Raw genomic sequence first — 23,139 nt, 5'->3', positions numbered from 1 at the left:
GTTCTCATCAGGGCATCTTCAGCGAACGGGTGCACGCGCAGGCCCATCGGGCCAGTCAGGCGATCGGACGCGCTTCGACTCTCACGGCGCGCCCTGCCGCCAACGGCTGCAGAAACCGGGGTCGGGCGCCGTCCAGGTGACATTCCGTGCAAGGATGCCGAGACAGCCAGACGGGTGCCGCAGGATCGCTGTGGAGCAGATCGACCCTGGGGACGTGCGATTTCCGACCGGTGGTGAGCCGGGCCCCGGGGCCGGCCCAGGAGCCGGGGCCCGGGGTCGTGCGCCTCGAAAGGACGAAAATGGCGCTGCCGTCCCCAACGCGGTGACGGATCACCGCGTCACGGCCGGGCGAGGGTAATCCTGGACATGGAGTCCCCCTCTCACCCGGCTTGCTCCTCTACACGGCAGTGGGTCTGTCGGGTCTGTGCGTGACGGTGATGGATGCCGGCGCAGGCTTCTTACTGGATGCAGGGTGGGGCCTGGGCGCCGGGCTGACCTGGGCGTGGGCCTGTTCCTGGTGATCGTGAAGGCGACGGTCCTGCTGTGCAGCCTGCGGACTCGGAGACCCCGCGCAGCCTCACGCAGGACGACCCCGAGGGGGAGGCGGCCGCGCCCATCGTCCTCCACGCGGTCGCCCTCTACGAGGCCGCGGCGTTCCCGCCGGAGTTGACGGAGTTCTGCAGGTCATCAGAGGCGCCCCAGCCGGGCGGATGAGCGGATCCGCAACACCTCGGCCAGCGTGCTGGGACGCTGGCCACGGGCAGGGGATCGCCTAGTGGTGGATTCCGCAAATTCTGTAACCATATCGGCGTCGTAGTCATCGGGTCGGGGGTGTCGGTCTGCCCCAGATCCATGGCTTCGCGCGGGAGTTGAGTTGGCTGGTCGCGAGGGTGGTGGCGTATGCGATGTCGTCGGGGTTGGCGAAGGATCGGCCGGCGAGGGCGGCCTTGCGGAAGATGCGCCACCAGCCTTCCTGCAGGTTGAGCCAGCACGCTCCGACGGGGATGGATGCGTGGTGGATGCGGGGGTGGTCCTCGAGCGGTCCGGGTGGACAGGCTGTTGTGGCTGGACAGGTTGTCGGTGACGATCCAGATCTGGCCGGTCGGGTTGGCATCCTCGACCTGCTGCAGAGACCGCTGGTGGAAGTCGCTGTTGCGGGAGGACGCGGTCATGGTGAGGGCCTGGCCGTCGGCCGGTCGCAGGCCGCCTTAGACCCAGGTCTTCTCCGGTCCGCGGCTGTAGTCGAGCTCCGCTTTGATCCGGTGCCCCTCGGGTGACCAGGCGGGTGTAGGCGAGAACGTTCGTGGGATCACAGGCCCCAGCTCGTCGGCGCAGATCACCGTCACGTCGTCGGGCGGCTGGGTGCAGAGGCCGATGATCCTTGTCCTTTTGGGACGAAGTCCGGGTCCTTCGACCGCATCCACGACCTGGTGCGACGCCATCTCACCCCCTCGGCAGGCAAGATGCGGCGCACCTGCGAGCGACCCACCTCAATCCCTTCATCCTGTGCTGCCGCGGCCAGAGAGTCCAGCGTCCACTCGGCCGGCCCGGACTCGTCAAAGGCCCACAGTTCCCCGACGGGCTCCCACCGCAGCCGCCCCGGCGGCACGGTCTTGACCAGGGAAATGATCCGGGACCGCTCCTGCTCGGTGATCCGCCTCTTGCAGCCCTGCCCGCCCAGATCCTCCAGCCCCAGCAGGCCGGCGCCGTTGAAGCGGTGTAGCCCACAGCGAACTGTTTTCTGGCTACAGCCCAGCTCCGCAGCGATCGCCGGCACCCGCTGCCCCGACCAGCTCAACCCGATCATCCGGGCCCGCATCACCACATCCCGCGGCGCCTTCCGTGCCCGCGCCAGCCGGCGGACGACAGCCCGCTCATCCCCGTCACGTTCCGGCCGTGCCCACAAAACCATCGCCCAGCACCCGCCCCCGAGCACCCGCAACTACCCCGCCACCAGGACATATACCCAGCCAAAGAGGAATCCAGCACTAAAGCCTGTCCGGTGGATCACGAGAGTTCGGCCTGCCCTGCCGTGTAGTTGGTCATGGGTCGTGGTGATCTGACGAACGAGGAATGGCACCGGCGCAGGGGCAGGCCGAAGCGCTGGCTGTGCGGGCCGCCGCCCACGCGCCCCGCACGAACGGCTTTCTACAGCTCGTCGGCGAACGCCGCGGCAAGCTCACGCCATTCGGCCCGCGGCAGACCGGCTCCGCTCTCGTCGGCGGTCAGCACCTGGAGAGCGATGTGGTCGGCGCCTGCGTCGAAGTACTCCCGGGTCCGGGCGCGCACCCGCTCGGTGTCGCCCAGGGCGAAGAGGGCGTCCAGGAGACGTGCGCTGCCGCCGTCCTCGAAGTCGCTCTCCGTGAAGCCCAGGCGCAGCAGATTGTTGGTGTAGTTGGGCAGTTGGAGGTACCGGCTCAGCATGTTCCGCGCGGTGGTACGGCCCCGGTCGAGATCGGTGTCGAGTACGACGGACAGCTCGGGGGCGAGCAGTGCGTCCGGACCGAGTGCCTCGCGTGCCTCCGCCGTGTGCTCGGTGGTGACGAGGTAGGGGTGTGCGCCGAGCGCCCGGTCCGTCGCGAGCCTCAGCATCTTCGGGCCGAGCGCCGCCAGGACCCGACGACCCCGATCCGCGGACGGGGCGACGGCGTCGAGGGCGTCGAGGTAGGCCACCATCGCGCTGTACGGCTTCGCGTACCGCGGCGCCAACTGACCGTGGCTGACACCCAGGCCGAGGACGAATCGTCCATGCGCGCTCGCGTCGAGCCCCGCGAGCCGCGCCGTCACCTCCTCAGCCGTGTGCTCCCAGATGCTCAGGATGCCGGTGGCCACGGTGACGGTACGGGTGGCGTCGACGACCGCCGCGGCGTCGTCGGGTGAGGGGCTGCCCCCGAGCCAGAGCGTGCCGTATCCCAGATCTTCGAGCTCGGCGACCGCTTCCTCGATCGCTTCCCTGCCCGCGTCGTCGACCCGCGATCGGTGCAGCGCACCGCTCCAGATGCCGATCCGCCCGAATTCCTCGCGTGTCTCAGAAGCCATGGACCGATCAACCGCGATTCCGTCCCTGATGTTCCCGGCCGGCCGGCGGTTCGTTCGTATGGGCGCACCGTGCCCGGACGGCGTTTCGGATGCGCCGGCCCACCTTCCGTCGCTCGGTCGCCGGATGACCGGAGCAGGGGTGGCCCTTGAGCTGGATGGGCGCACCGTGCCCGGACGGCGTTTCGGATGCGCCGGCCCACCTTCCGTCGCTCGGTCGCCGGATGACCGGAGCAGGGGTGGCCCTTGAGCTGGATCGGGGTGTGGGCGTCAACCCCGTCGATCACGCGGTCGATCGTCGCACCCGTAGCGCTCCGCCGACACCGCACACCAAGGAGCCCCTGTTCGCGAGGGTGCGAACAGGGGCTCACAGGTCGAGCCGAGGCCCGACTCGCCTACTTGAGACCGAAGGCGCGGATCACGGTCTGGCTGACGCTGTTGCCATGGGTGTCCCGTGCGGTCGTCCGCAGGCTCGCGAACCTCGCCTTGGAGGGGGCGTCGAGCGACGTCTTCCAGTCCGTCCCCGAGTGGCGCAGGGTCGTCCGGTGCCAGGTGGCGCCGTCGTCGTAGGAAACCTCAAGGCCCACGGTGCGGACCGAGGCGGCACCCGTCGCGCCCTTGAAGTGCGAGGGAGTGACGGTCAGCGCGCCGTGCCGGCTCGCCCGGCCGGAGAGGTCGGTGTCCACCGCGTAGTCCAGCTGGATGAGCGGCAGAGGGCTGAGGACCCTGTAGTCCGTGGTGCCGGAGGTGAATCCCCATTCGGTACGGGTCCGGGTCGAGTACGGCCGGCCCGGCAGATCACGCTTACCCTCCACCACGATCCGGTACGGCAGCGGATCCGTCGGTAGGCCTTCGACGGTGACGATCCGTTCGTTGACTTCTTCGCCGAGCAGCTGGTCACCCTGGTAGAGGGAGATCGTCGAGGTGTCGCCGTCGGCGTAGGCGACACCCGCGTGGCTGTCGGAGTCCCCCCACGCGGAGATCGATGACGTGCTGATGATGTCGCCGATCCTGAAGGGGGCGCGGTGGGCGCTGTCGTCGAGGAGCCGCGGATGCTGGACGGGAGAGAACCAGACCTCGCCGGAAGTGCCGCGCCCCTTGTACGAGTGTGGAGAGCCCTGCTGGCTGAGGTCGCTGACGGCGGCCTGGGTCACCCATGAGACGCCGGGATCGGCTGTCACCCACGAGGTGAGGGTGCCCTGGGCCGGGACGGGGGTGGCGTTGCTGTTCAGCGGCCGACCGGAGTCGACGGTGAGGTCGTACCGTATCTGTACGGCCTTGCCCTGCTTGGTGTCGCGGAACGACTCGTCGATCCTGGCGAGATCGCCCGGACCGGGCCGGTACGTCAGGCTCCGGGGAACCGCGCCGTCGTAGTGCCGCACCAGGTCGTACAGATAATGCGGCTGGGGGTGCGAGACCACCTTCAGCAGTCCTGCTCCGGGCCAGTGAAGGCCGCTGCGCAGACGGACGCTGTCGTCGGTGCCGAGCGAGGCCACCGGCAGTGGTGCGGCGTCTGGCAGGTCGGCCCAGGGATCCAGCTTTCCGTAGCCGTCGTTGAGGATCAGGAGCAGCTTGGCGCCGGCCTTCGCCGCGGCCGTGGCCTGGTCAGGGGCGGACACGGAGTCGCTGCGGCGGACGACCGCCACCTGGCCACGGATCTTGAGCCTGCCGAAGTCCGCGGCCGAACCGTCCCCGGCCCAGACGGCCCGGTACCGGTTGCTGCCCTCGGGCAGCATGGGGGACAGGCTCTGCACGACGGCGCTCTCGTACGTCTGGGAGCCCAGTGAGAAGGTCAGTGGCCGCTCGATCTGCCGCCAGCGCGTCGCGAAGGTGTACGAGCCCCGTGTCACCTTGGGTGTCGCGGCCGCCCAGAGGCTGTCGTAGCGCCAGTACTCGGGCATGTAGCTGTCCAGGAACGGGAGCATGCCGCCGTTCGACCGGTACTGGTCCACCCGCATGAAGCTGTTGGCGGTCGGCTGCGGCGTGAGTGCCGCGGCCTGGTGGAGGTCGGCTGCGTCGAAGTGGAGCGCCCGGTCGTCGGCGAGGTCGACCTCCGGTGCGGAGAACAGGCCCAGGCCCAGGGTGTGCGTGCCGTCGATGCCGGGGACGTCGGCGTACATCCAGGCCGCGTAGGTGCTCGGCACCAGGCTGAGGTCGAGGGTGCCGGAGGAGTCGACGGTGTACACCTTGGGAACGGTGTTCCGGTCGATGTCCTTGAGCACGAGGGAGCCCGGCAGCCCCCCGCCCTTGCGGTCCTTCGCGGTGACCGACAGCTTGACGCGCCGGCCCTCCTTGTTCACACCGACCGGGGTACGGGCGCGAATCGTGCCGTCGGGGCCGGTGGCGGTGAGCTGACTGGTGTAGGCGGCGTTGTCCGCGGCCCGGTCGAGGTGGGTGATCACACCGACGGTCGCGGTGCCGTGGGCGGGGACGGTCGGACGGGGGTCGGTGAGGGTGAACAGCCCGTCGGGGATGTTGTCCGCGACGAGACCCAGGTCCAGGGTGACCGGCTCGGCCGCGAAGTTGCTGTAGGTGACGTCCTTGCGAACCGTCTGTCCGGGTGGATACGGGTAGTGGACCTGGGCGAACGCGGAACCGGAGGCGACCACGGTGGCCTTCACGGCCGCGGCGATGTCGAGCCGCCCGCTACCGCCCTGGTACGGGCTGGACTGCCGCGTACTGGCGGTGGTGCCGACCAGCGCGTCCTTGAGCTGCCGTCCGTTCCAGTCCGGATGCTTCTGCGCCAAGAGGGCTGCGGCGCCCGCGACATGGGGCGTCGCCATCGACGTGCCGCTCATGGTCTGGTACGCGCCCTCGCCCTCGGGCGCGTACTGCGACCGGGCAGCGAGAATGTCGACGCCGGGAGCGGTCAGGTCGGGCTTGACGGCGTTGTCGCCGACGCGCGGCCCGCGGCTGGAGAACTCCGCCAGCTGGTCCACGCCCTTGCCCGGACCGTTCACCGCGCCGACCGTCAGCGCGGCGTCCGCCGCACCCGGCGCGCCGATGCTGTACGCCTCCGGGCCGGAGTTGCCCGCGGCGATGACGAACAGCGCCCCGGTCTCCTCGCTGAGCCGGTTGACGGCCTGGCTCAGTGGGTCGGTGCCGTCGGTGGGGTCACCGCCCAGGCTCATGCTGACGATCTTCGCGTGCTGGTCGCGGGCGGCCCACTCCATGCCGGCCAGGATCCAGGAGTCCTGGCCGCTGCCATCGTTGTTCAGGACCTTGCCGATGTGCAGCGAAGCGCCCGGAGCCACCCCCTTCTCCTTGCCGTCGGACGCTGCGCCCGTGCCGGCGACGGTCGAGGCGACATGCGTGCCGTGGCCGTGCCGGTCGGTGACGTCCTGTCCCGGCACGAAGCTCTCCGACGCGGCGATCCGCCCCGCGAAGTCCGGGTGCGCCGCGTCGATTCCCGTGTCCAGCACGGCGACGTCCACGCCTTGGCCGGTGTCCCCGCCCGCCCAGACCTCAGGTGCGCCGATCTGCGCGGTGGTGTCGGACAGCGTCGCCTTGGCCTTGCCGTCCAGCCACACCTTGGCGATCCCGCCCGTCAGCCGCCCGGACGGGTGCGCGTTCGCGGTCGAGCGCGCTCCCGCCCCGGCCCCCGCGCTGCCGGTGAGGGAGGTCCAGAAGTCCGTCGTCCGCGCGTGTTCGGTGGATATCGCGGCGCCCTGGATGCTGCTGAGTGTCAGGGTCCTGCGCGCACCGTCCGGGGTCTTCGCGCTACGGGAACGGGCGGCGGCATCGGTGTAGGTGACGATCAGCGGCAGTCGGTCGCTGTGGCTGTCGTCGTAGCCGTCATCGAGCAGTTCGTTGACGTTGAACAGCCGCTCGTCGAGTGCTCCTGACGCGATGTAGGGCAGTGCCGCGTCCGGGTACACGTAGGTGTCGGGGCCGACCGTCATGACATGGGCGCCGCCGGGCCTGCCGTGCGGATCCGTGACGCTGGCGCTGGTACGGCCGTTGCTGACGGTCACCGCGACCTTGTCACCGGTGATCAGCGTGACGGTACCCGTGGCCTGCGGACGTCCGGCGGCGGATGTGGTGGAGGAGAGGGGAGTTCCGGCCGAAACGGCCGGTCCGGTGGTCGTCAGTGCCACGAGCACGGCGACCGCGACAGTCAGCCCGCGTCTGGGCGACGGAGGTATGCGCAAGGGAACCTCAAGAGCTAGGCGTGCGAAAGATGTCCGTAGTCAGTCAGTCTTTTGCTTCGCTGTAAAGAACTCGTCATGTCCCTTGAGTGCCATTGTCCTCAAGTGGACAAGTGGCGGTGGGATCACAGGAATTCCCTGGGTGGACACGTCGCGCCACCCGCTCCCACGTGGGCGGGAGTACCTCTCTTTCGCCCGAATTGATGTGACGTCAGTTCCCTTTGATTATGCGTCGGTTGAGTTATCACGCGGAGTGTCGCACCTGCGTTCGGTGCGAAGCCGGACGCGTGCTCAGACCCAGCCGCGGCGCGCCGCCGCGACGCCGGCGCCGAACCGACTGGTCGTCCCCAGTTCCGCGTAGAGGTCCTGGATGCGCCTACGCAGGGTCCGTGACGAAATCCCGAACTGGCGGGCGATCGCCTCATCCTTGACACCGGCCGCGAACAGGGCCAGGAGATTGCGTTCCTCGTCCGTGGGCTTGCGGTCTTCCTCCGGGAGAACGGCCGGCGGCGGCACCCGGGCATCGGGACCGGGGTCGCGTGCCAGCGGGGACGCGACCGCCCAATAGCGTTCGAAGAGTTCCGCGAGAGCCTCCAGCAGCGGCGGCGCCTCGGTGTAGAGGCACTCGGTGTTCCCGGCGGAAAGACTCAGGGACACCATCGCGGCCGAGCGGTCGGCCATGGAGAGCTTGACCGGCAGCGTCGGCGTGATCCTGGCCTCTTCCCCCCTCGACACCAGACTGCCCAGTTCCGGCCATCCGCCGTCGGCGACGAAGCTGGAGGCCGCGTAGACGGCGCGGACCCGGACACCACGGCCCACCACCGCCTCGTCGAGCGGCGCGTTCGGGGCCAGCAGGAACGGGGGACGGTCGAGGGAACAGATCTCGGCGCGCGCGGCCTGCTTCAACCGGTAGTAGCGGTCGCCGACCACCTCCGGCCCGCTGATCACGATGGTTCCGTGGCCACCGTTCCTGGCCCGTTTGGCGGTGTCGAAGATCGCCCCGAGAGAGCCCGCCGCATCACGCACGGAGGCGAGTTGGCGTTCGCGTGACTCCACCAGCGCCCGCAGCGCGTGCCGCGGATCCACGGTGAGGAACTCTCCCGAGGTACGCCGGGTGACCAGGCCGAAGCGGTGCAGCCGTTCGACCAGCGCCAGCCCTTCCTGGTACGTCACGTCGAGCGCCGCCATCACGTCGTCGACGGTCCCGCCACCGCGCGCCAGCAGATGGCGATAGGCCCTCTCCGCCTCGGCGTCCACCCCGACCAGCTCCAACGGCGCAGCATCCTCCATCGAAACCCTCCAACTCACCGACGACCGCATTCGAAAGCCGATCAAGAACGTAGCAAGCCTGTGTGTCGGCCAGTGACCGATTCCCGCTCCTCTGTCGCTCGTGCGTCGGACGCCGCCTCTCAGCGGCTAAGGACCGTCTCTCGCTGCATGTGCGACAGCTGCTCGGGATTGCGGACGACGTAGAGCCCGGTGATGAGGGCGCCTCGATGCCTACCGCCAAGACCGTGTCGATCGCGTCGTCGAGCCGGAGGATCAGCACCGGGCAGGCGTTGACCTGCGCGGGCCGCAGTGAGGCCGCGGTGGTCCTGCCGCCTGCGGCGGTCAGTAGGCGGGCCACCTTCTCGGCTCCGAGGCCGGGTCGCAGGAGGGCTTGCTTGAATCCGCCGCCGTCACCAAAGAAGAGGACCACGTGCTACCTGAATTCCCGCTTGAGCCGGCTGAGGGCGTTGGCAACCGCTTCCGGCGGGCGGTGCTGGGCCGCAACACGGTGTACCGCCGCCCGAGTTCGAGCCAGGACACCCGGTGTCGACGGGGCGGCCGCTGTGGCTCGGTGCAGGCGGCGGTGGGACGCTTACCCGGCATCGCCCTTTCGGACCAGAAGCCCGCAGTGAACGTGCCGGGTCCGCCGGGGGAGGCCGACGTTGCGGAAGACGCCCTCACACTGTGCCGTGTGGGGGGTGTGTGACGGCGCGGGTCAGGGCCGTTGTTCGCGGCAGTCCTCTTCGTTGCACTTGAGCGCGATGAGGGTCTCGTCAGCCTGCTCGCTGGTCAGAGGAGGTTCGGGAAGGGGGTGGGCGCCTTGGGCTCGGAAGCCGTCGAGCATCAGGTAGAGGTGACGGCGCCAGGCCCGGGGGGCGACGGTGCGGGTGGCCTGGATGATCCCGGCCTGGGACCAGATCACGAAGGCGATGTCCTGCGGAGTGACGTCGTCGCGCAGGACGCCCTGTTCCTGGGCGCTGCGCATGACCTGGGTGCAGATCTCCTTGGCGCGTTCGTGCATCTCGCGGCCGGCCGCGTGCAGGGGCAGCCGCGCCGAGACCAGGTCGTTGAAGGCGCGGTCGCAGGCCTGCAGCTGGCAGAGTTTCTCCATGTAGCGGCAGAACCCCTCCCAGGCGTCGTCCAGGACCGCGGCCTCTTCCGCAGTGGCGAGCAGTTCCGTGTACTTCGCGTTGAAGAGCGTCTCGACCAGGTCGAGCCGGGTGGGGAAGTGGCGGTAGAGGGTGCCGATCGCGACCCCGGCCTCGCGCGCGACGCCCTCCAGGGACGCCCCGAGGCCCTGCTCGGCGAAGGCTGTGCGGGCGGCGGCCACGATCGCCTCCCTGTTGCGCTGTGCGTCACGGCGCAGGGGTTTCGCCGGAGGCTCGCTCAGGGACGGGGCGTGGTGGTGGCTCATGTGCTCGACAGTAACATGAGGCACCCCTCCAATTGGAGCAATTTCGTGTTTCCGATCGCAATCTCACGCCGTTGACGTGCTGTGACGATGCTCACCGCAAACATGAGGCATCCCTCGGGTACGGTGGCGGAGTCAAACGTGAGGTACCCCTCCGGATGACCTTGAAGCCAGCCGACCGACCCGGGATTTCCGGATCTCGGTTCACATGCAAGCGGCGCCCGCCGGATCGGCGGAGCCGCGGCAGTTTGTAAGGGAAATGACCATGAGCAGCATGACGAAGCGCCTCTCGATCGCACTCGCCACCACGGCGCTGGCCGGCGGAGCGCTTCTCGGGGCCGGCTCGGCGTCGGCCACCACCGCTATGGTGCCCGCACAGCACATGCAGCACGTGTCCGTGCAGGCCGCGGACCACCAGGGCGAAGCGACCTCGTTCCACGGCGTCACCGCCGCCCGCTGGTACCAGGACCAGGTCGACGAAGCGACCTCGTCGGACAGCGTCATCACTCCCGCCCGCTGGTACCAGGACCAGGTCGACGAAGCGACCTCGTCGGACAGCGTCATCACTCCCGTCCGCTGGTACCAGGACCAGGTCGAGTGGTCCCTGAACCACAGCTGAAACGGCCCGGACCGCCGCAATACCGTTGTCCTGGCCGCGCAACGCGGTAACCGGCCTTCGGAGTTGGCCCGACTACCTCCCCTTGTCGAGTGCATGGCCCGGGAGGGGTGTCACCCAACTCCGAAGGCACACTGACAGACCGCATCGGGGGCATGACCGCAGGGCCGGGCTCACCCACCGTTCCTCGTGGCTCGAACCGCGACGGCGAACCACCCGCGGTGGAAAGGCCGTTGATCCGGCTGAAGGCAAGGCCGAGTGTCTGTCGCCGTACGAGCTCTTGTCAGGCGACGTTTCTCCGCTCATGCCAGGCCGTGGGGAGATGGGTCCGCCCGGCTGCTGAGTGAATGGTCGGCGGCCGGGCGGTGGGGTGGTGTGGGGGTCAGGCGCGGGTGCCCGTGGGGTGGTCACCGATCTTGTTCACGACGGCGCGGGAGAGGACTGCGCTGGTGCCGGTGAGCATGCCGGCCTTGCCTTCGGGGGTGTCCTTGATGAGGTAGCTGCGCTCGCCGAGGAACAGGTGGGTGTTGCGGTCGAAGATGTATTCGGTGCGTTCGCCGCCTGCGACGTGGGCGATGGCTTCGCCGTGGCGGCCGGCCGCGTCGGTGGCGTCCTTGACGAGGACGACGCCGGGGATCTTCGCGGCGGCCCGCCAGATGGAGGAGGCGACGTCACCGGGGACGATCGATTCGGACACGGTCTCGCCGACCCAGTTGAACGCGGCGGCGTCCTTGCCGGGGGCCTGGCCGCGGGTGGCGGTGTAGATCTGCTTCAGCAGTGTGTCGGGGTCGGTGGACAGTGACGCGATCTGGGGGACGGTGCCGGGCCTGGGGGGCTGGGACGCTTCGTCGGGGTTGACCACGCCCGGGCCGCTGTTGTGGATGGTGATGTTCTGGCCGCCCTCGTGGATGAGGCCGTTCTTGGAGGGGTCTGCTGCGAGCCATACTTCGCGCTGGTGGACGGCGTCGAGCTTGGCCGGGCCGCCGATGGTGCGCTGTTTGACCTGGTGGGTGAAGCCGACCTTGCTCTTGATGTAGATGAACTGGTGGGCGCCCACGGCGGGTGTCTTCTGCTTGCTCGCCGCGTCCGCGACCTGGCTCAGGAAAGCCGTGGCGCCGTGGGCCGAGGCGGGCTGCACCGTGATGACCGACGCCATGGCCACACTGTCGTCGGGGCTCATGCCGTCGCCGGAGCCGGTGACGCTGACCGCGACCGCCGCGGCGACGGCCAGGGCTGCGGCCGGTGCGGCGATCAGGCTCCAGCGCGGCATACCACGCTTCACAGCGGCGGCGGGGGCCGCCTGTGCCTGGGTGCCGGCCTGGGTGACTTCCTGCATCAGATATTCCTCAAGACGTTGAGACCGGGCGGGAGAGAGACCTGGTGTGCCGGGGCGCGGCAGCAGGTGGGACAGCTCCTGGCGCTCGACCTCGTCACCGTGTTTCGGAGCGTTCATCGGGCTTTCTCCTGTATCGACCGGACCGCGGGTGTGCGGTCGCCCTGTATCTGTCGGACGGGCGCAGGGGGTTCCACTCTTTTTTTCGCGCGCTTCAGTTCCTGCTCGGTGAGTTTGAGCAGACGTCCTCGTGCGCGAGACAGGCGGGAGCGGACGGTACCGACCGGGATGCCCAGGGCCTGGGCGGCCGCGGGGTAGCTGAGGTCGGACCAGACGCACAGCATGAACACGTCGCGGTCCGCGCGGCGCAGTCTGCCCACCGCGGCTCTGGCGGCCGCGAGCCTTTCGGTGTCGTCGATGCGCTCGGCGACCTCGTCGGCGAAGTCCGGGACCGTCTCGGGTGCGGGGAAGCGGGTGAGGGTCTGCTGGTGTTTGCGCGCTGCGCGGCCGCGGTTGCGCAGGACGTTGGTGGCGATGCCGTAGACCCAGGGGCGGACGCTCTCGTCGCTGTCCTCCAGCCGTGCGCGCAGGCGCCACACTTCCAGGAAGGTCAGTGACACGGTGTCCTCGGCGGACGACCAGTCGCCCGTGGCGCGGTAGGCGTGCGCGTAGATCGCCTGGCCCAGTTCCTGGTACAGCTCGCGGAAGGCTTCTGGATCGCCGGCTCGCAGACGAGCTCGCAAGGATTGCTTCACGCAGGTACCTGTCGAATACACGGGGGCAGTTCCCGTGAGGTGGATCACAGCCGGATCGGGCGCAGCAGGACTCGGCAGCCACTGGTTCTTCCCGATCAGGGGCCCCTCGCGGGGTCAACCTTCCCGCGACGAGGTCCGGGCGCTCTCGTCGATGAAACGACAGTCCCGTTGCTGTCGACCGTGGTGGCACCGCCACAGTGTGTCGTTAAATTATAAACTGTCTTGCTGGATGCCTGATAGCGGCACCCTCGGCGCGACTGCACCCGGTAGCGACGTTGGCAGGCGCTACCAGCGACCCAGGGGTCAGGGAAGTGACCTGCGCAACGAGTAAGATCCCGATCTGCCCATGGTGCATCAGGCATGACTCTGAAGTCGGTACGTCTCGAGCAGGCGCAGCCAGACCTCGCTGGCGGTGGGGTAGCTGGGCACCACGTGCCACAGCACGGGAAGCGGGACCCTTGCGACAATGGCCGTCGTGGCGGAGTGGACGAGATCCGCGACGCCCGAACCGACGAACGTCGCGCCCACAACCGTGTCGGTTGCTCGATCAATGACGAGTTTGGCGCGCCCGAGGTAGTCATCACGCATGACATACGTGCCAGCGAGGGCAGCCATGTCGTACTCGGCCGTTGCCACGTCGAGTCCCGCTTCGCGGGCCCGCCGCTCGGTCATACCGGCTGATCCGACCTCCGGGTCGGTGAACGTCACCTGCGGGTTGCCGCGATGGCCGTCGGCAGCGCCCCGCACACCGCTCTGAGCCCCGGCCACGGAGTGGCCCGTGGCACGAGCAGCGATGACCTCGCCGGCGACCCGCGCCTGATACTTGCCCATGTGAGTCAGCAACGCGCGCCCGCAGACATCACCGACCGCGTACAGCCAATGCCCCCTCACCGCCCGTACGACTTGCTCGTCGTCCACCTCGAGGAAGCCGTCGTCGGGGCATCCGACGGACGACAGGCCGATGTCCTGAGTGTTGGGCGTACGACCGGTGGCGAGCACCAGTTCGTCGCAGACGAGTGTGCTGCCGTCGTCCAGCCAGACGGTTACCTCTCCGCCATGGGGCAGCCCGACCCCCATCTCCCGCGGGTCGTCGCGTCCCACCTTGGTGATCGACCGCCCGGGAAGCAGACGTACCCCTGCCTCCCTGAGCCGGTCGCCGACCATACGCCCGGCAAACGGTTCCTCTCGCGGCAGCAACTCGGTCCGCCGGTACACGACGCTCAATTCGGCCACGCCCAGCGCCCTCAGCCAGGTCGCCGCCTCGCACGCGACCACCCCGCCGCCCAGGACGACGACCCGGCGCGGTACCTCGTGCAGGTTGGTGACATCGCGGGAGGTCCACGGGCGGGCCTTTGCCATGCCCTCGATCGGCGGCACGGTGGTGCAGGACCCTGTGTCGATCACCACCGCGTGCCTCGCGGTGAGCACACGGGTGCCGCCCGCTGCCATGTCCACCGCCACTGAGCGCTCCCCGTCGAGACGCCCGTATCCCCGGACCACATCGATGCCGGCACCGAGCGCCCATCCGATCTGTGAGGAGTCGTCGAGGCCGTTCACGACAGTGTCCCGGCGAGCCAGCGCCGCCGGCACGTCCAGCACGTGACCAGTCAACAGCGACGCCACACCGGGCACATGCCGCGCGTTGCCCAGTACGTCAGCGGGGCGCAGCAGGACCTTGCTGGGCATGCAGGCCCAGTACGAGCACTCGCCACCCAGCAGTTCGGCTTCCACGAGCACCGCGTCCAAACCCGAGAACTGTGTGGCGTATTGAGCCGCGTTCTCGCCCGCTGCGGCGCCACCCAGCACGATGACGTCCCACTCGGAGCGATCAGGATCCACGCGTCCAGCCATAATCGCGCCTCTCTCTTTCGTTGCGAAGAAATCGGGAAGGACGAACTGCTGGAAGAATTGCCTTTCGCGGGAAATGTGTGAGGCACGGCATGTGCAAGCGTTCCGCACTGGGCGTTTTTGCGGGCAGACGCCTCCACATGTCATGGGAGGAAATCCTGGGCCTCCGGCCCGGTTCGGGAAACTGTTGGCGAATGGCCCCGGAGGCATCACCACCGCCCCGACCGCCTACCGCTTCCAGGAGATGACTCAGGTGTACGACACCACACTCAAGGCTCTGATCCATAAGCGGTTCCGACTGGGTGGGGCGGGATTCCGCTGCCCGAGGGTGCGATGTGCCCCCACGAAACCGACGGATACCTGCCCCCACAATGGCCGCCGTCGCGGTCCTGCACGGATTGAACTGCCAGCGGGAGAGCGAGGCGAGCCCTCGCCAAGCGCCGGAGAGATCACGGGCGAAAGACATCGGGCGACCGGATGCCCGCATGTCCCCGTTCAGGAGCTACTGGTCCGGCGAGAAATTGTAACGGCCGCCGTGCGTCAGATAGTGGAATCTGACGGGTGTTGAGGACTTGGCGGCGGCGGTCTTGAAGTCGTCGAGCCCGGAGCGGAACACCGAGAAGTCGTTGTAGTGGATCGGGATCGCGGTGTGCGGCCTGACGATCTCCGCACAGCGGACAGCCTGTGCCCCGGTCATAGTTACCGTAGTCAAGAAGAGCGTCGTCCCACCTGCGTGGAAGAGCCCCAGACTGATGTCGGGATAGTTCCGGGGGATGTCATGCAGGCGGTTGTGCAGCATGGTGTCACCGCTGATGTAGAGCCGGAAAAGCCGTTGTTCGCCGTTGTAGAAGTCCAGCAGACTGCCGTTGACGGGCATCAGCAGGTCCGCCATCTCGAAGTCGCTGGTGTGTTCGGCCGGCATGGCCGTCACTACGAGTCGGGCATCGCCCTTTCGGACGGTCTGGCTCTCCCACGTGTCCAGCGCGCTACCGTTGCTGAAGCCAAGCGATCGCAGCTCCTCGATTGCGTGCTTCGTGCTGACTACCGGTATCTCTCTGTTCAGGTCCCGAGCCGCGACGTGATCGAAGTGATCGGCATGGTAGTGGGACAAGACGATCAGATCCAGTGCGGGCAAGTCGGCTACCTGGCAATCTGGCTCCATCTCGCGCCGAGCATAGATACCGTGCCCGAGATGGACATGGTCCCCCTTATGCAGGAACGCAGGATCCGTCAGAATGGCGAACCCTGCAAAACGGATCAACGTTGTCGCGTTCCCAATGAAGTAGACCTCACCCGAGTGGAAGTCCGGCTCCTCCCCTCGCGGGAGCGTGAGCGTTGCGTTCATCAGAACCTCGCTTCCACAGGACACGCCGACCAGCATGAGCGCGCGGTATCAGGTGCGGTCATACGCATGGATGAAGGCCGCCCTCATGGTGGGCATATTTTTAGGCAGCCCGAGGACGCGTCTAGGAGCCGTACACCGAGAATGTCGATGCGACCTTTGGGCCGACGGACACCTCCCTGGCCAACTCCGCCGCGCCCGACGTGCCCCGTCTCTCAGTATCTCGCGGTCCTTCGGTTGATGCACCCCCTCTTCGGCGCAGGAGCATTTGCCGGGATCACGACGACTCAGCCGCCCGGCTCGTACAGCGCGGCCTGGTCGTCGAAGAGCAAGAGGAGGGCGGACGCCGCCGCCGAGCGCTGTCTCTCACGGAGGAAGGGCGCCAAGAGTTGCGCCAGTGGCTCACCGCCCCGACGCGGGCGATCACTGGGATCCACGACGAGGGCCTGCTGCGTCTGTACGTCCAGCCCGTCGGCCCCGGGGACGTGAGCGGCACCGGCGATGATGCGAACAGCACGATCGTCCGGCTTGCCGCGGAACAGTTTGAAGCCCACGAAACTCGTCTCGCCGAGTACAAGCGGCTGGTGGAGTCCGGAGAGCTGCTGCCCGGCTCTGCTGGTGGCCGGGTTGGCAACGGTTGGGGACCGGGGCGGCGAAGTCGCGTCCACCAGGTCCGGGGCACGTTCCGCGCTCGCGTCGGCCACGGTGGTGATCCATTTCCGGCCGCGGACCGCACCGTTGATCCCGAGGTCGCGCATGAGGCGCTCGACGGTGCAGCGGGCCACCGTGACGCCCTGACGGTTCAGATGCCGGCAGATCTTCCGGGCGCCGTAGCCGCGGTGGTTGGCTTCGAATGCCTGGGTGATCAGGGTCTTCAGCCCGGCGTCGCGCAGGGTGCGGGCCCCGGGCGGGCAGGCGCCTTTGGTGGGCGTAGTAGGTGGGTCGTCCCCGGACGCTGCCCGGAGTCGATGTCGTCCCGCCTGACCCAGCTCCGCAGCGTCCCGGCGGAACCGATGCCGAGCTTCTGAGCGACCGCCTTCAACGCTGCCGACTGGTTCGGATAGTCATCGCGGACCTCGGCGACCATACGGACCGCTCGTTTACGCAGCTCAGCAGGGTAGGAAGAGGGACGTGTCATGACTCGAACCTTTGATGGAATCGAGTCTCTACCGAACCCTACCGAACCCGGAACGGTTCAAGGGCCATGCCCAGGACGGGACGAGCTGGAGCAGGTTCTGCGCTGCCAGCGGCGAAGCGCTGCGTGTTCGGCTCACGCGGTCGAACCTGGGGAAATCCGCAGCTGACCTCAGTACGCTGCCAGTTGACCAGGCACGAACATTGGCCGAGTGCTGCAGAAGTTGGATCACGGTTGCGAGTTCTGCGGGCTGTCGGCGTGGACGCATTCCTGCCTGCCTGTCGGGGGTGTGAAACAGGCTCGCAGGCCGGTCAGGTCGCCGGCGTCGGTCATGGGCGTGAAGAGGGCATCCTCCGCGTCAAGGGTGTCGGCCACCCTGACCTGTTCCACTGCACCCCCGGGGACCGACAGCTCGAACGCGTCACCGGCGCGGGTGTTCCATCCCAGCGCCCACGCGGCGTGGCACCGTGAGCTGAAGACAACCACCAGGTGGGCCCCGGTGCTGGACCGGTACGGCGGGCCCAGGCGCCGGGTCTGCCCCGGTGCCGCGCAGCCCATTGTCTGCGGGTCCGCGCCCGTGCACGTCTGGGCGCGGCACGCCGGTGCGGGCGCACGGGAGGGTGCGGTTCGCTGTCCGGCGTCCTCGGCGTGCGTGCCGGGGGAAGTCGTCATCCAGATGGCAGCCACCACCGTGATCGCGGATGCCGCCGCGGCGAGCGCCCATCGTCGCCGCCGAGTGTTCCAGCGCACTGCGGGGCCGTCGGCGGGCGCTGCGCCACCCGCAGGCCGGCCGGGGGGCGGTGGCGGCGCGGCCGACGTTTGGTTGCGGCCGCTCCACTCCAGCTCGGCCAGTTCCCACAGCGCCTCCAGACGTCCCGGTGGCTGCCCTGCCATGGTGCACAGCGCCTCTACCGCCTCGCGGGGCGGGAGTTGCCTGCCGTTGAGGTATCGCGCCCAGGAGGACTTGCTGTACGTGGTGTGCTCGGCCAGAGCGGCCAGGCTCAGTCCGGTCCGGGACCTGAGGTCTTGAAGCGCCTGCGCCAGCCGCGTGCACGCGGGTCTGGCGGCCGGGGGTGCCGTGCCCGTCATTTCCGCAGTACCTGCCAGGTCTGTGGGCCCACGACTCCGTCGGGCGGCAGGTCGGCCTTCTGCTGCAGGCGCTTGACGGCCCGTGTGGTTTTGGGGCCGACGACGCCGTCGACGTCGCCCGGGTCGAAACCGTGATAGCCCAGCAGGCACTGTGCTTCCACGACGTCCCAGTCCGGACCGGACAGCAATGCAGTGCGGGTGTCGTTGTAGCCGGCGGACAGCCGGCCGTCCTCCCGGCGCACCGTGCAGGGATAGGTCTTCCCCGCCTTGTACGCGAAAGCGCCACGGGACGCCGGTGCCGAGTTGTACCGGGCCGCAGTGGAGCCGTTCTTGCCGTGTCCGCCGTCTTTCCACGGCGCCGCGAGCAGCGCGCCGACGAGGATCGCGCCGACAGCGACGACCGCGCAGACACCGATCAGTACCACTCGCCGCCGCGCGTTCGGCGGTTCCGGTGTGTCTGAGACCGGCGCCGCTGCGGTTTCCTGGCTCCACGCCTCCTCGGCGAGTTCGTGGAGCACCAGGAGCCGTTCAGGGTCCAGGCCGCTCACCCGCGCCAGTCCCTCCACCGCCTCGCGCGGCGGCAGGGCCCGCCCACTGAGGTAGCGCTCCCAGGACGAGCTGCTGTAACCGGTTTTGGTCTGGAGCGACGCCAGGCTCAGCCCGCTGCGGTCCTTCAGCCGGCGCATCTGGACGACCAGGTTCCGCACCCGTTCGTCGAGCGAACTCGGTAATTCCTTCCAGCGCGGCATGTTCCACCCCACACCCGTTGCGCCCCGCGGAGGCGTGCCTTTCGCCTCCTGGCCAGTTGTTATACGACTGTTCGCGCCGCGGCAGGTGATCGGCGCGCCCCGCAGAGCGCGTTTCGGCCAGCTCACCGCCGCCCGACGTGCGACGCCGCGTCCCACGGCTTCGTCATTCACCACGGCATTTGCACAGGTCAGGGAGTGGGACGGTCCACAAGTTCATCAACCGGCGGCAGATGCTGTGAGGGCCCGGGAATGTCCGGCAACGTCGGTGGTGCAAGCCGGGCGGCGCGGTCCACCCCGCGCCGCTCCCACCACAGGACAGCAAACCTCGGCAGGAGAAGAGGACATGACGACACTCAAGCACAGGGCCGCATGGGCGGCGATCGGCACTCTCGCCCTGGCGTGCGGGACGCTCATCATCGGCCCCGCGCAGAGCGCGTCCGCCGCGAACTGCAGGAGCTGGGGTACCACCGACACGGCCGCGGACATCGTAGGGGCCTACACACACGGGGAGGGATGCACCCTGGACAGCGGCAGGGTCCAGATCGATGTCACCATCGAGGACACCAGGGCCGACGGCAAGGGGGCCTGCGCGCAGCTCCACGCCACGTACGCCGATGGCGGCACCAGGGACGAGTGGGTGTACGTCGCGGGGGCCGGCAACACGCTGGACAGGTCCTTCAACTATGCCTCCAGCGTGCGCAACATCTGGGTTCGCGAGGGTCTGGGCAACAATGGTGTGTGCACCGAGATGGCCGGGGGCACTCACAAGGTCTGGCCTAAATAGCCGGGGCCTGTATCCCCGCGCGTGGCCTTCCGGCCGCCCGACGCCATCTCCCGGTGTCGGGCTCGGAGGTTCCCGAGCAGGTGGAGTTCGCCACCAAGCCCCGCCCGGCCCAGGGGAGGCAACGGCCAAATTCTTTCACCCGGTCGTGCGCGGTATCCCGCCGCCGAACGAGGGGAGATGCACCGCCACATCACCCTGTTCATGCTCGCGCAACCAGGTCAGGGACCGGCTCCGGGGGTTCGAGGACGGCTGCAGGTCAGTGACGGTCCTCTTGCCGCGCAGGGCATCCCCGCCGGCTGGCGAGAGGCCACTCCGGAAGAGTACGAGCAGGCGTCGAGGCCGTCCGCCAGGCCGCCGACGAGTAGGCCGCCGCGTTCATCGCCGGCGACGGGGATGTCCCCGCGCGGGAGAGCAGCGAGGGGCCTCCTCCCGCCACGATGCCGATCGCTGATGCACGCGCGGCTCTGGCCGCCGTGAACCCGAACCGGGAAGATGACAACGGCCTGATGGAAGGCCAGGCCGCACGCCGAGTTTCGCCTGGGGGAAGGTTCGATGAGCGAAGTGGACAAGACCAGGGCCGTCAGGTTCTATGTCATCGCCGGTATGGCCACCGTGGTCATAGGGCGGATAGCCCTGTTCAGCCACAGTGTCATCAACCGTGCCGGCGCCATCGTGATGCTGATCGTGGTGGCGCTGTGCACGGTGAACATGATCTCTCTCCACCGGCGCAGCAGGGGATAGAGCTTCTCCGACCGGTTGCGGGTCGAGCTCGTGGAACTGGCGCTGTGGCTGGCTGTGCTGGTCACAGCCGCTGGGAAGTGCTGCCGCCCGCCATCAGAAGTGCTGGGTTCACAAAATCCGGAACGTGATGAACGCACTGCCGACCGGTGTCGCGGGCGACGTCGGCGCTGACTTCTACCACGAGGTCGGGTTCGACAAGGGTGACGTCGACGGTTTCCCGGCCACCTCATCTCGTGGAGAACGAATCGCCTGTCCACGGGCGCCCGGGCCGCGCGAAGGTGAGGAGCTCGCTGACGTGGCTGCCGGCGCTGCGGGGCACAGTGCCCATGGAGCGTTCAGGCGCCGGGCGGTGATGACGGCCTCGAGCGCGCCTCTGCGCCGATGGTACGGCCAGCCGGTGGTGCCGGTACCGTTCGGGCGCGGGAGACCGAAGGCGACGAAGCGCGCCCGCCACGCGTCCTCTGCCGCCTGCCGGGTGCTGGTGCCGCGTCGCTGCACACGGCGCTGGCGCGCTGGAAGGCCGGCCGTCCTCCCACACGACTCTCTCGCCGTCGACCGCGGTGCCGTCGGACAGCTGCGCGGCTCCCGCCACGATCTCCGGGAACGCCGTCGGCTCACCCTCGGCGATCGACCGGCGGCCCGTCAAAGACTTCTCCGCGCGGCCCGGCCGGGCGGTCGAGGAACCGGCGCAGGCCCCTCTGTACCCCGTCGGTGGGCACGGTGGCCGCGAACCACGCCGCCTCGACCGCGAGTCCCTCGTCGATGGACAGGTTGACACCGCGGGTGACCGCGCGCAGGCAGGCCTCCACGGCAGTCGGCGCGTGCCGGGTGATGCGCCTCGCCAACTCCACTGCGGTGGGCAAGAGTTCGTCTGCGGGGACGACGGCGTTGACGAGGCCGGTGCGCTCGGCACACCGGGCGGAGACGGCGTCGCCCGTCAGGATCATCTCGAGGGCGCGCTTGCGGCCGACGTGCCTCGGCAGCCGCTGCGAGCCACCGAAGGGCGGCGGGAACCCGAGGGAGACCTCGGGTTTGGCGAAGGTGGCGTGCTCCGCGGCGATCGCCAGCGGGGCCGCCTCCGTGATCTCGCAACCCCCGCCGTAGGCAAGCCCGTTGACGGCGACGATCACCGGCTTGGGGAATTCCTCGATGCGTCGGGTCAGACCCTGACCCCGTCGTACGATCTCGCGCAGCGCGCGTTCGGGGCCGCCCGCGATGCTGTCCGCCAGGGCCGGGATGTCCGCGCCCGCGCTGAACGCCCGGTGTCCGGCGCCGGTCAGGACGACCGCGCGCACGGAGTCGTCGGCCTCGACGCGGTCGAGGGTCGCGAGCAGCGCGTCGATCGTGGGGTAGTCGAGCGCGTTGAGCTTGTGTTCCCGGTCGAGGGTGATCGTGACGACACTCTCGTCCCGGTCGATCCGCAGGGTCATCGTCCCGCTCCGTTCCGTCTGTGCCCGGACGGGTCGAGGCTAGGAGTCGTAACCTGTGACGATCCACTCATCGTCCTAGATACAGTTTGGTGCGGGTCACCGGTGCGGCCACCCTCCTACAAAGCCGTCGTCGACGAGTTCGCCGCGTCCATCCGGTCCGGAAGGCTCCCCGCGGGCACCCGCCTCCCGACGCACCGCGCGCTCGCGCGCGAGCGCCGGATAGCGCTGGCCACGGCCACCCGGGTCTATGCCGAACTCGCGGCCATGGGGCTGGTGGTGGGGGAACCCGGACGCGGGACGTTCGTGCGGGTGCGGGCGGACTACGACGGCCTGGAGCCCTCCCGTGCCCTGCCCGTGCCGAGGGTCGCCGACCTGTCGTTCAACCAGCCGCTGTCCGAGGGCCAGGCGGGTCTTCTGCGGCGGGCTCTGCGGGCGCTCTCCGTCGCGGGCGAGGCCGAGGCGCTGCTCCGGCAGGACCCGCCGGGCGGTCGCCCGCACGACCGGGCCGTCGTGGCCACCTATCTGCTGGACCGGGGAATCGACACGCCGCCGGCGAACGTCCTGCTCACCAGTGGCACCCAGCAGGCGCTCGACTGCGTGCTGCGTTCCCTCACCCGGCCCGGTGACGTCATCGCGGTCGACGCGGTCAGCTACCCAGGCATCAGGGTGCTCGCCTCGGCCCATGGTCTCGAACTGGCCCCGGTCCCGGTCACGGCGACCGGGCCCGACCTTGCCGCGCTCGACCGGCTGTGCCGCACGCGCCCCGTCCGGGCGGTCTACGCGATGCCCACCCTGCACAACCCGCTCGGATGGGTCCTCGACCGGGAACGGCGTGACCGGTTGGTCGCCGTCGCCCGCGCCCATGACGTCCTGATCGTCGAGGACGGCACCTACGCCTTCCTCGATCCGTCGGCGCCCCCGCCCCTCCAGTCCCTGGCCCCCGAGCGGACCTGCTACGTCGCCGGTCTGTCCAAGAACGCGGCTCCCGGACTGCGGTTCGGTTTCGCCGTCGTGCCGGGCGGTCGGGTGGAATCGGTAGCCAGGGGCCTTCGGGTGGCGGCCTGGGGCGCACCGGGTCTGATCACCGCGCTCGCCACGGGCTGGCTGGCCGACGGCACGGTCGCCCGGTGGGAGGAGGACCGGCGGGCCGACGCCGCCGCCCGGCAGCACGTGGCCCGCTCCGCGCTGGCGGGGATGTCCCTCACGGCGCATCCCGTCTCCTACATGGTGTGGCTCGGTCTGGAGCCGCACCAGCGTCCGGACGAGGTGGCGGCGCGACTCGCAGCGGCGGGCATCCTCGTGTCCACCGGCGACGCCTTCGCCACGGGTCCGTACCGCCCCCGCGCGCTCCGCCTGGCCCTCGCCACCCCTCCCCGGGACGCACTCGCGGGCGCGCTGCGGCGCCTGCGGGACGTGTTGGACGCCATTCCTCCGTGAGCGGCGCCGCGGGGGC

General features: G+C 69.2%; 18 protein-coding genes. 5 read left to right on the top strand and 13 right to left on the bottom strand.

The features are described from left to right. The first annotated feature begins 543 nt into the window (after window positions 1-543). Entirely contained in the window at window positions 544-714 is a 171-nt protein-coding gene (locus OG776_RS05740; protein WP_187285795.1) for a hypothetical protein, read from the top strand. A 628-nt stretch (window positions 715-1,342) separates the two neighbouring features. Here OG776_RS05740 and OG776_RS05735 read toward each other — a convergent pair. From OG776_RS05735 to OG776_RS05715, 5 genes are all read right to left on the bottom strand, one after another. Next, a complete protein-coding gene (locus OG776_RS05735; protein ID WP_148011577.1) occupies window positions 1,343-1,912 on the bottom strand; it encodes a helix-turn-helix domain-containing protein in 570 nt (189 codons plus the stop codon). Between the two features lie 236 nt (window positions 1,913-2,148). Then, entirely contained in the window at window positions 2,149-3,039 is an 891-nt protein-coding gene (locus OG776_RS05730; protein ID WP_148011511.1) for an LLM class F420-dependent oxidoreductase, read from the bottom strand. A 392-nt stretch (window positions 3,040-3,431) separates the two neighbouring features. Then, window positions 3,432-7,139, bottom strand: a complete 3,708-nt coding sequence (locus tag OG776_RS05725; RefSeq protein WP_329319306.1) for a S8 family serine peptidase — start codon at window positions 7,137-7,139, stop codon at window positions 3,432-3,434. Window positions 7,140-7,475: 336 nt separating this feature from the next. After that, window positions 7,476-8,474, bottom strand: coding sequence for a LuxR family transcriptional regulator (locus OG776_RS05720; RefSeq protein ID WP_148011510.1), 999 nt, complete (start codon window positions 8,472-8,474; stop codon window positions 7,476-7,478). A 694-nt stretch (window positions 8,475-9,168) separates the two neighbouring features. After that, window positions 9,169-9,867: a TetR/AcrR family transcriptional regulator gene (locus OG776_RS05715; RefSeq protein WP_148011509.1), complete on the bottom strand. Its 699-nt coding sequence runs from the start codon at window positions 9,865-9,867 to the stop codon at window positions 9,169-9,171. A 262-nt stretch (window positions 9,868-10,129) separates the two neighbouring features. Between OG776_RS05715 and OG776_RS05710 the strand changes: the two genes are divergently transcribed. Next, entirely contained in the window at window positions 10,130-10,483 is a 354-nt protein-coding gene (locus tag OG776_RS05710) for a hypothetical protein (protein ID WP_329319303.1), read from the top strand. Between the two features lie 379 nt (window positions 10,484-10,862). Here OG776_RS05710 and OG776_RS05705 read toward each other — a convergent pair whose 3' ends face one another. The 7 genes from OG776_RS05705 to OG776_RS05670 form a co-directional block, all read right to left on the bottom strand. Further along, window positions 10,863-11,933: a CU044_5270 family protein gene (locus OG776_RS05705; RefSeq protein WP_148011507.1), complete on the bottom strand. Its 1,071-nt coding sequence runs from the start codon at window positions 11,931-11,933 to the stop codon at window positions 10,863-10,865. Beyond that, entirely contained in the window at window positions 11,930-12,556 is a 627-nt protein-coding gene (locus OG776_RS05700) for an RNA polymerase sigma factor (protein WP_329319300.1), read from the bottom strand. The genes OG776_RS05705 and OG776_RS05700 overlap by 4 nt, the downstream gene beginning before the upstream one ends. A 366-nt stretch (window positions 12,557-12,922) precedes the next feature. Continuing rightward, complete coding sequence (locus OG776_RS05695) at window positions 12,923-14,407, bottom strand: dihydrolipoyl dehydrogenase family protein (protein WP_329319298.1); 1,485 nt, start codon at window positions 14,405-14,407, stop codon at window positions 12,923-12,925. 511 nt (window positions 14,408-14,918) lie between these two features. Then, window positions 14,919-15,797 carry an MBL fold metallo-hydrolase gene (locus OG776_RS05685; protein ID WP_222723827.1) on the bottom strand — a complete coding sequence of 293 codons (879 nt, stop codon included), beginning with the start codon at window positions 15,795-15,797 and terminating at the stop codon, window positions 14,919-14,921. A 248-nt stretch (window positions 15,798-16,045) separates the two neighbouring features. Then, window positions 16,046-16,636 carry an IS3 family transposase gene (locus tag OG776_RS05680; protein ID WP_329323663.1) on the bottom strand — a complete coding sequence of 197 codons (591 nt, stop codon included), beginning with the start codon at window positions 16,634-16,636 and terminating at the stop codon, window positions 16,046-16,048. A gap of 485 nt (window positions 16,637-17,121) precedes the next feature. Beyond that, window positions 17,122-17,982, bottom strand: a complete 861-nt coding sequence (locus tag OG776_RS05675) for a helix-turn-helix domain-containing protein (RefSeq protein ID WP_329319295.1) — start codon at window positions 17,980-17,982, stop codon at window positions 17,122-17,124. Continuing rightward, window positions 17,979-18,731, bottom strand: coding sequence for a peptidoglycan-binding protein (locus OG776_RS05670; RefSeq protein WP_148011552.1), 753 nt, complete (start codon window positions 18,729-18,731; stop codon window positions 17,979-17,981). The genes OG776_RS05675 and OG776_RS05670 overlap by 4 nt, the downstream gene beginning before the upstream one ends. Before the next feature lie 343 nt (window positions 18,732-19,074). Between OG776_RS05670 and OG776_RS05665 the strand changes: the two genes are divergently transcribed. Together OG776_RS05665 and OG776_RS05660 are read left to right on the top strand one after the other, a co-directional pair. Further along, on the top strand, window positions 19,075-19,515 hold the full coding sequence (locus OG776_RS05665) for a hypothetical protein (RefSeq protein ID WP_148011502.1): 441 nt from the start codon (window positions 19,075-19,077) through the stop codon (window positions 19,513-19,515). A gap of 552 nt (window positions 19,516-20,067) precedes the next feature. Continuing rightward, window positions 20,068-20,256 carry a hypothetical protein gene (locus tag OG776_RS05660; protein ID WP_148011501.1) on the top strand — a complete coding sequence of 63 codons (189 nt, stop codon included), beginning with the start codon at window positions 20,068-20,070 and terminating at the stop codon, window positions 20,254-20,256. 614 nt (window positions 20,257-20,870) lie between these two features. Here the strand turns inward: OG776_RS05660 and OG776_RS05655 are convergent. Then, the gene (locus tag OG776_RS05655) at window positions 20,871-21,686 is read right to left on the bottom strand and encodes an enoyl-CoA hydratase-related protein (RefSeq protein WP_148011500.1); all 816 of its coding nucleotides are present in this window, start codon (window positions 21,684-21,686) and stop codon (window positions 20,871-20,873) included. Window positions 21,687-21,788: 102 nt separating this feature from the next. Between OG776_RS05655 and OG776_RS05650 the strand changes: the two genes are divergently transcribed. Then, window positions 21,789-23,123, top strand: a complete 1,335-nt coding sequence (locus OG776_RS05650; RefSeq protein WP_329319291.1) for an aminotransferase-like domain-containing protein — start codon at window positions 21,789-21,791, stop codon at window positions 23,121-23,123. Window positions 23,124-23,139: the final 16 nt, after the last annotated feature.

Source organism: Streptomyces sp. NBC_01689 (genome assembly GCF_036250675.1).
In the GTDB taxonomy this organism is placed as follows: domain Bacteria; phylum Actinomycetota; class Actinomycetes; order Streptomycetales; family Streptomycetaceae; genus Streptomyces.
The sequence above is the reverse complement of the archived record's forward strand: the minus strand, read 5'-3'. Positions and strand labels throughout refer to the sequence as shown.

Excerpts from the sequence above, each read along its gene's own strand:
- OG776_RS05735 (WP_148011577.1), bottom strand. The coding sequence starts at position 1,912 with ATGGTTTTGTGGGCACGGCCGGAACGTGACGGGGATGAGCGGGCTGTC.
- OG776_RS05730 (WP_148011511.1), bottom strand. The coding sequence starts at position 3,039 with ATGGCTTCTGAGACACGCGAGGAATTCGGGCGGATCGGCATCTGGAGC.
- OG776_RS05720 (WP_148011510.1), bottom strand. The coding sequence starts at position 8,474 with ATGGAGGATGCTGCGCCGTTGGAGCTGGTCGGGGTGGACGCCGAGGCG.
- OG776_RS05715 (WP_148011509.1), bottom strand. The coding sequence starts at position 9,867 with ATGAGCCACCACCACGCCCCGTCCCTGAGCGAGCCTCCGGCGAAACCC.
- OG776_RS05710 (WP_329319303.1), top strand. The coding sequence starts at position 10,130 with ATGAGCAGCATGACGAAGCGCCTCTCGATCGCACTCGCCACCACGGCG.
- OG776_RS05705 (WP_148011507.1), bottom strand. The coding sequence starts at position 11,933 with ATGAACGCTCCGAAACACGGTGACGAGGTCGAGCGCCAGGAGCTGTCC.
- OG776_RS05685 (WP_222723827.1), bottom strand. The coding sequence starts at position 15,797 with ATGCTGGTCGGCGTGTCCTGTGGAAGCGAGGTTCTGATGAACGCAACG.
- OG776_RS05675 (WP_329319295.1), bottom strand. The coding sequence starts at position 17,982 with ATGACGGGCACGGCACCCCCGGCCGCCAGACCCGCGTGCACGCGGCTG.
- OG776_RS05670 (WP_148011552.1), bottom strand. The coding sequence starts at position 18,731 with ATGCCGCGCTGGAAGGAATTACCGAGTTCGCTCGACGAACGGGTGCGG.
- OG776_RS05665 (WP_148011502.1), top strand. The coding sequence starts at position 19,075 with ATGACGACACTCAAGCACAGGGCCGCATGGGCGGCGATCGGCACTCTC.
- OG776_RS05660 (WP_148011501.1), top strand. The coding sequence starts at position 20,068 with ATGAGCGAAGTGGACAAGACCAGGGCCGTCAGGTTCTATGTCATCGCC.
- OG776_RS05655 (WP_148011500.1), bottom strand. The coding sequence starts at position 21,686 with ATGACCCTGCGGATCGACCGGGACGAGAGTGTCGTCACGATCACCCTC.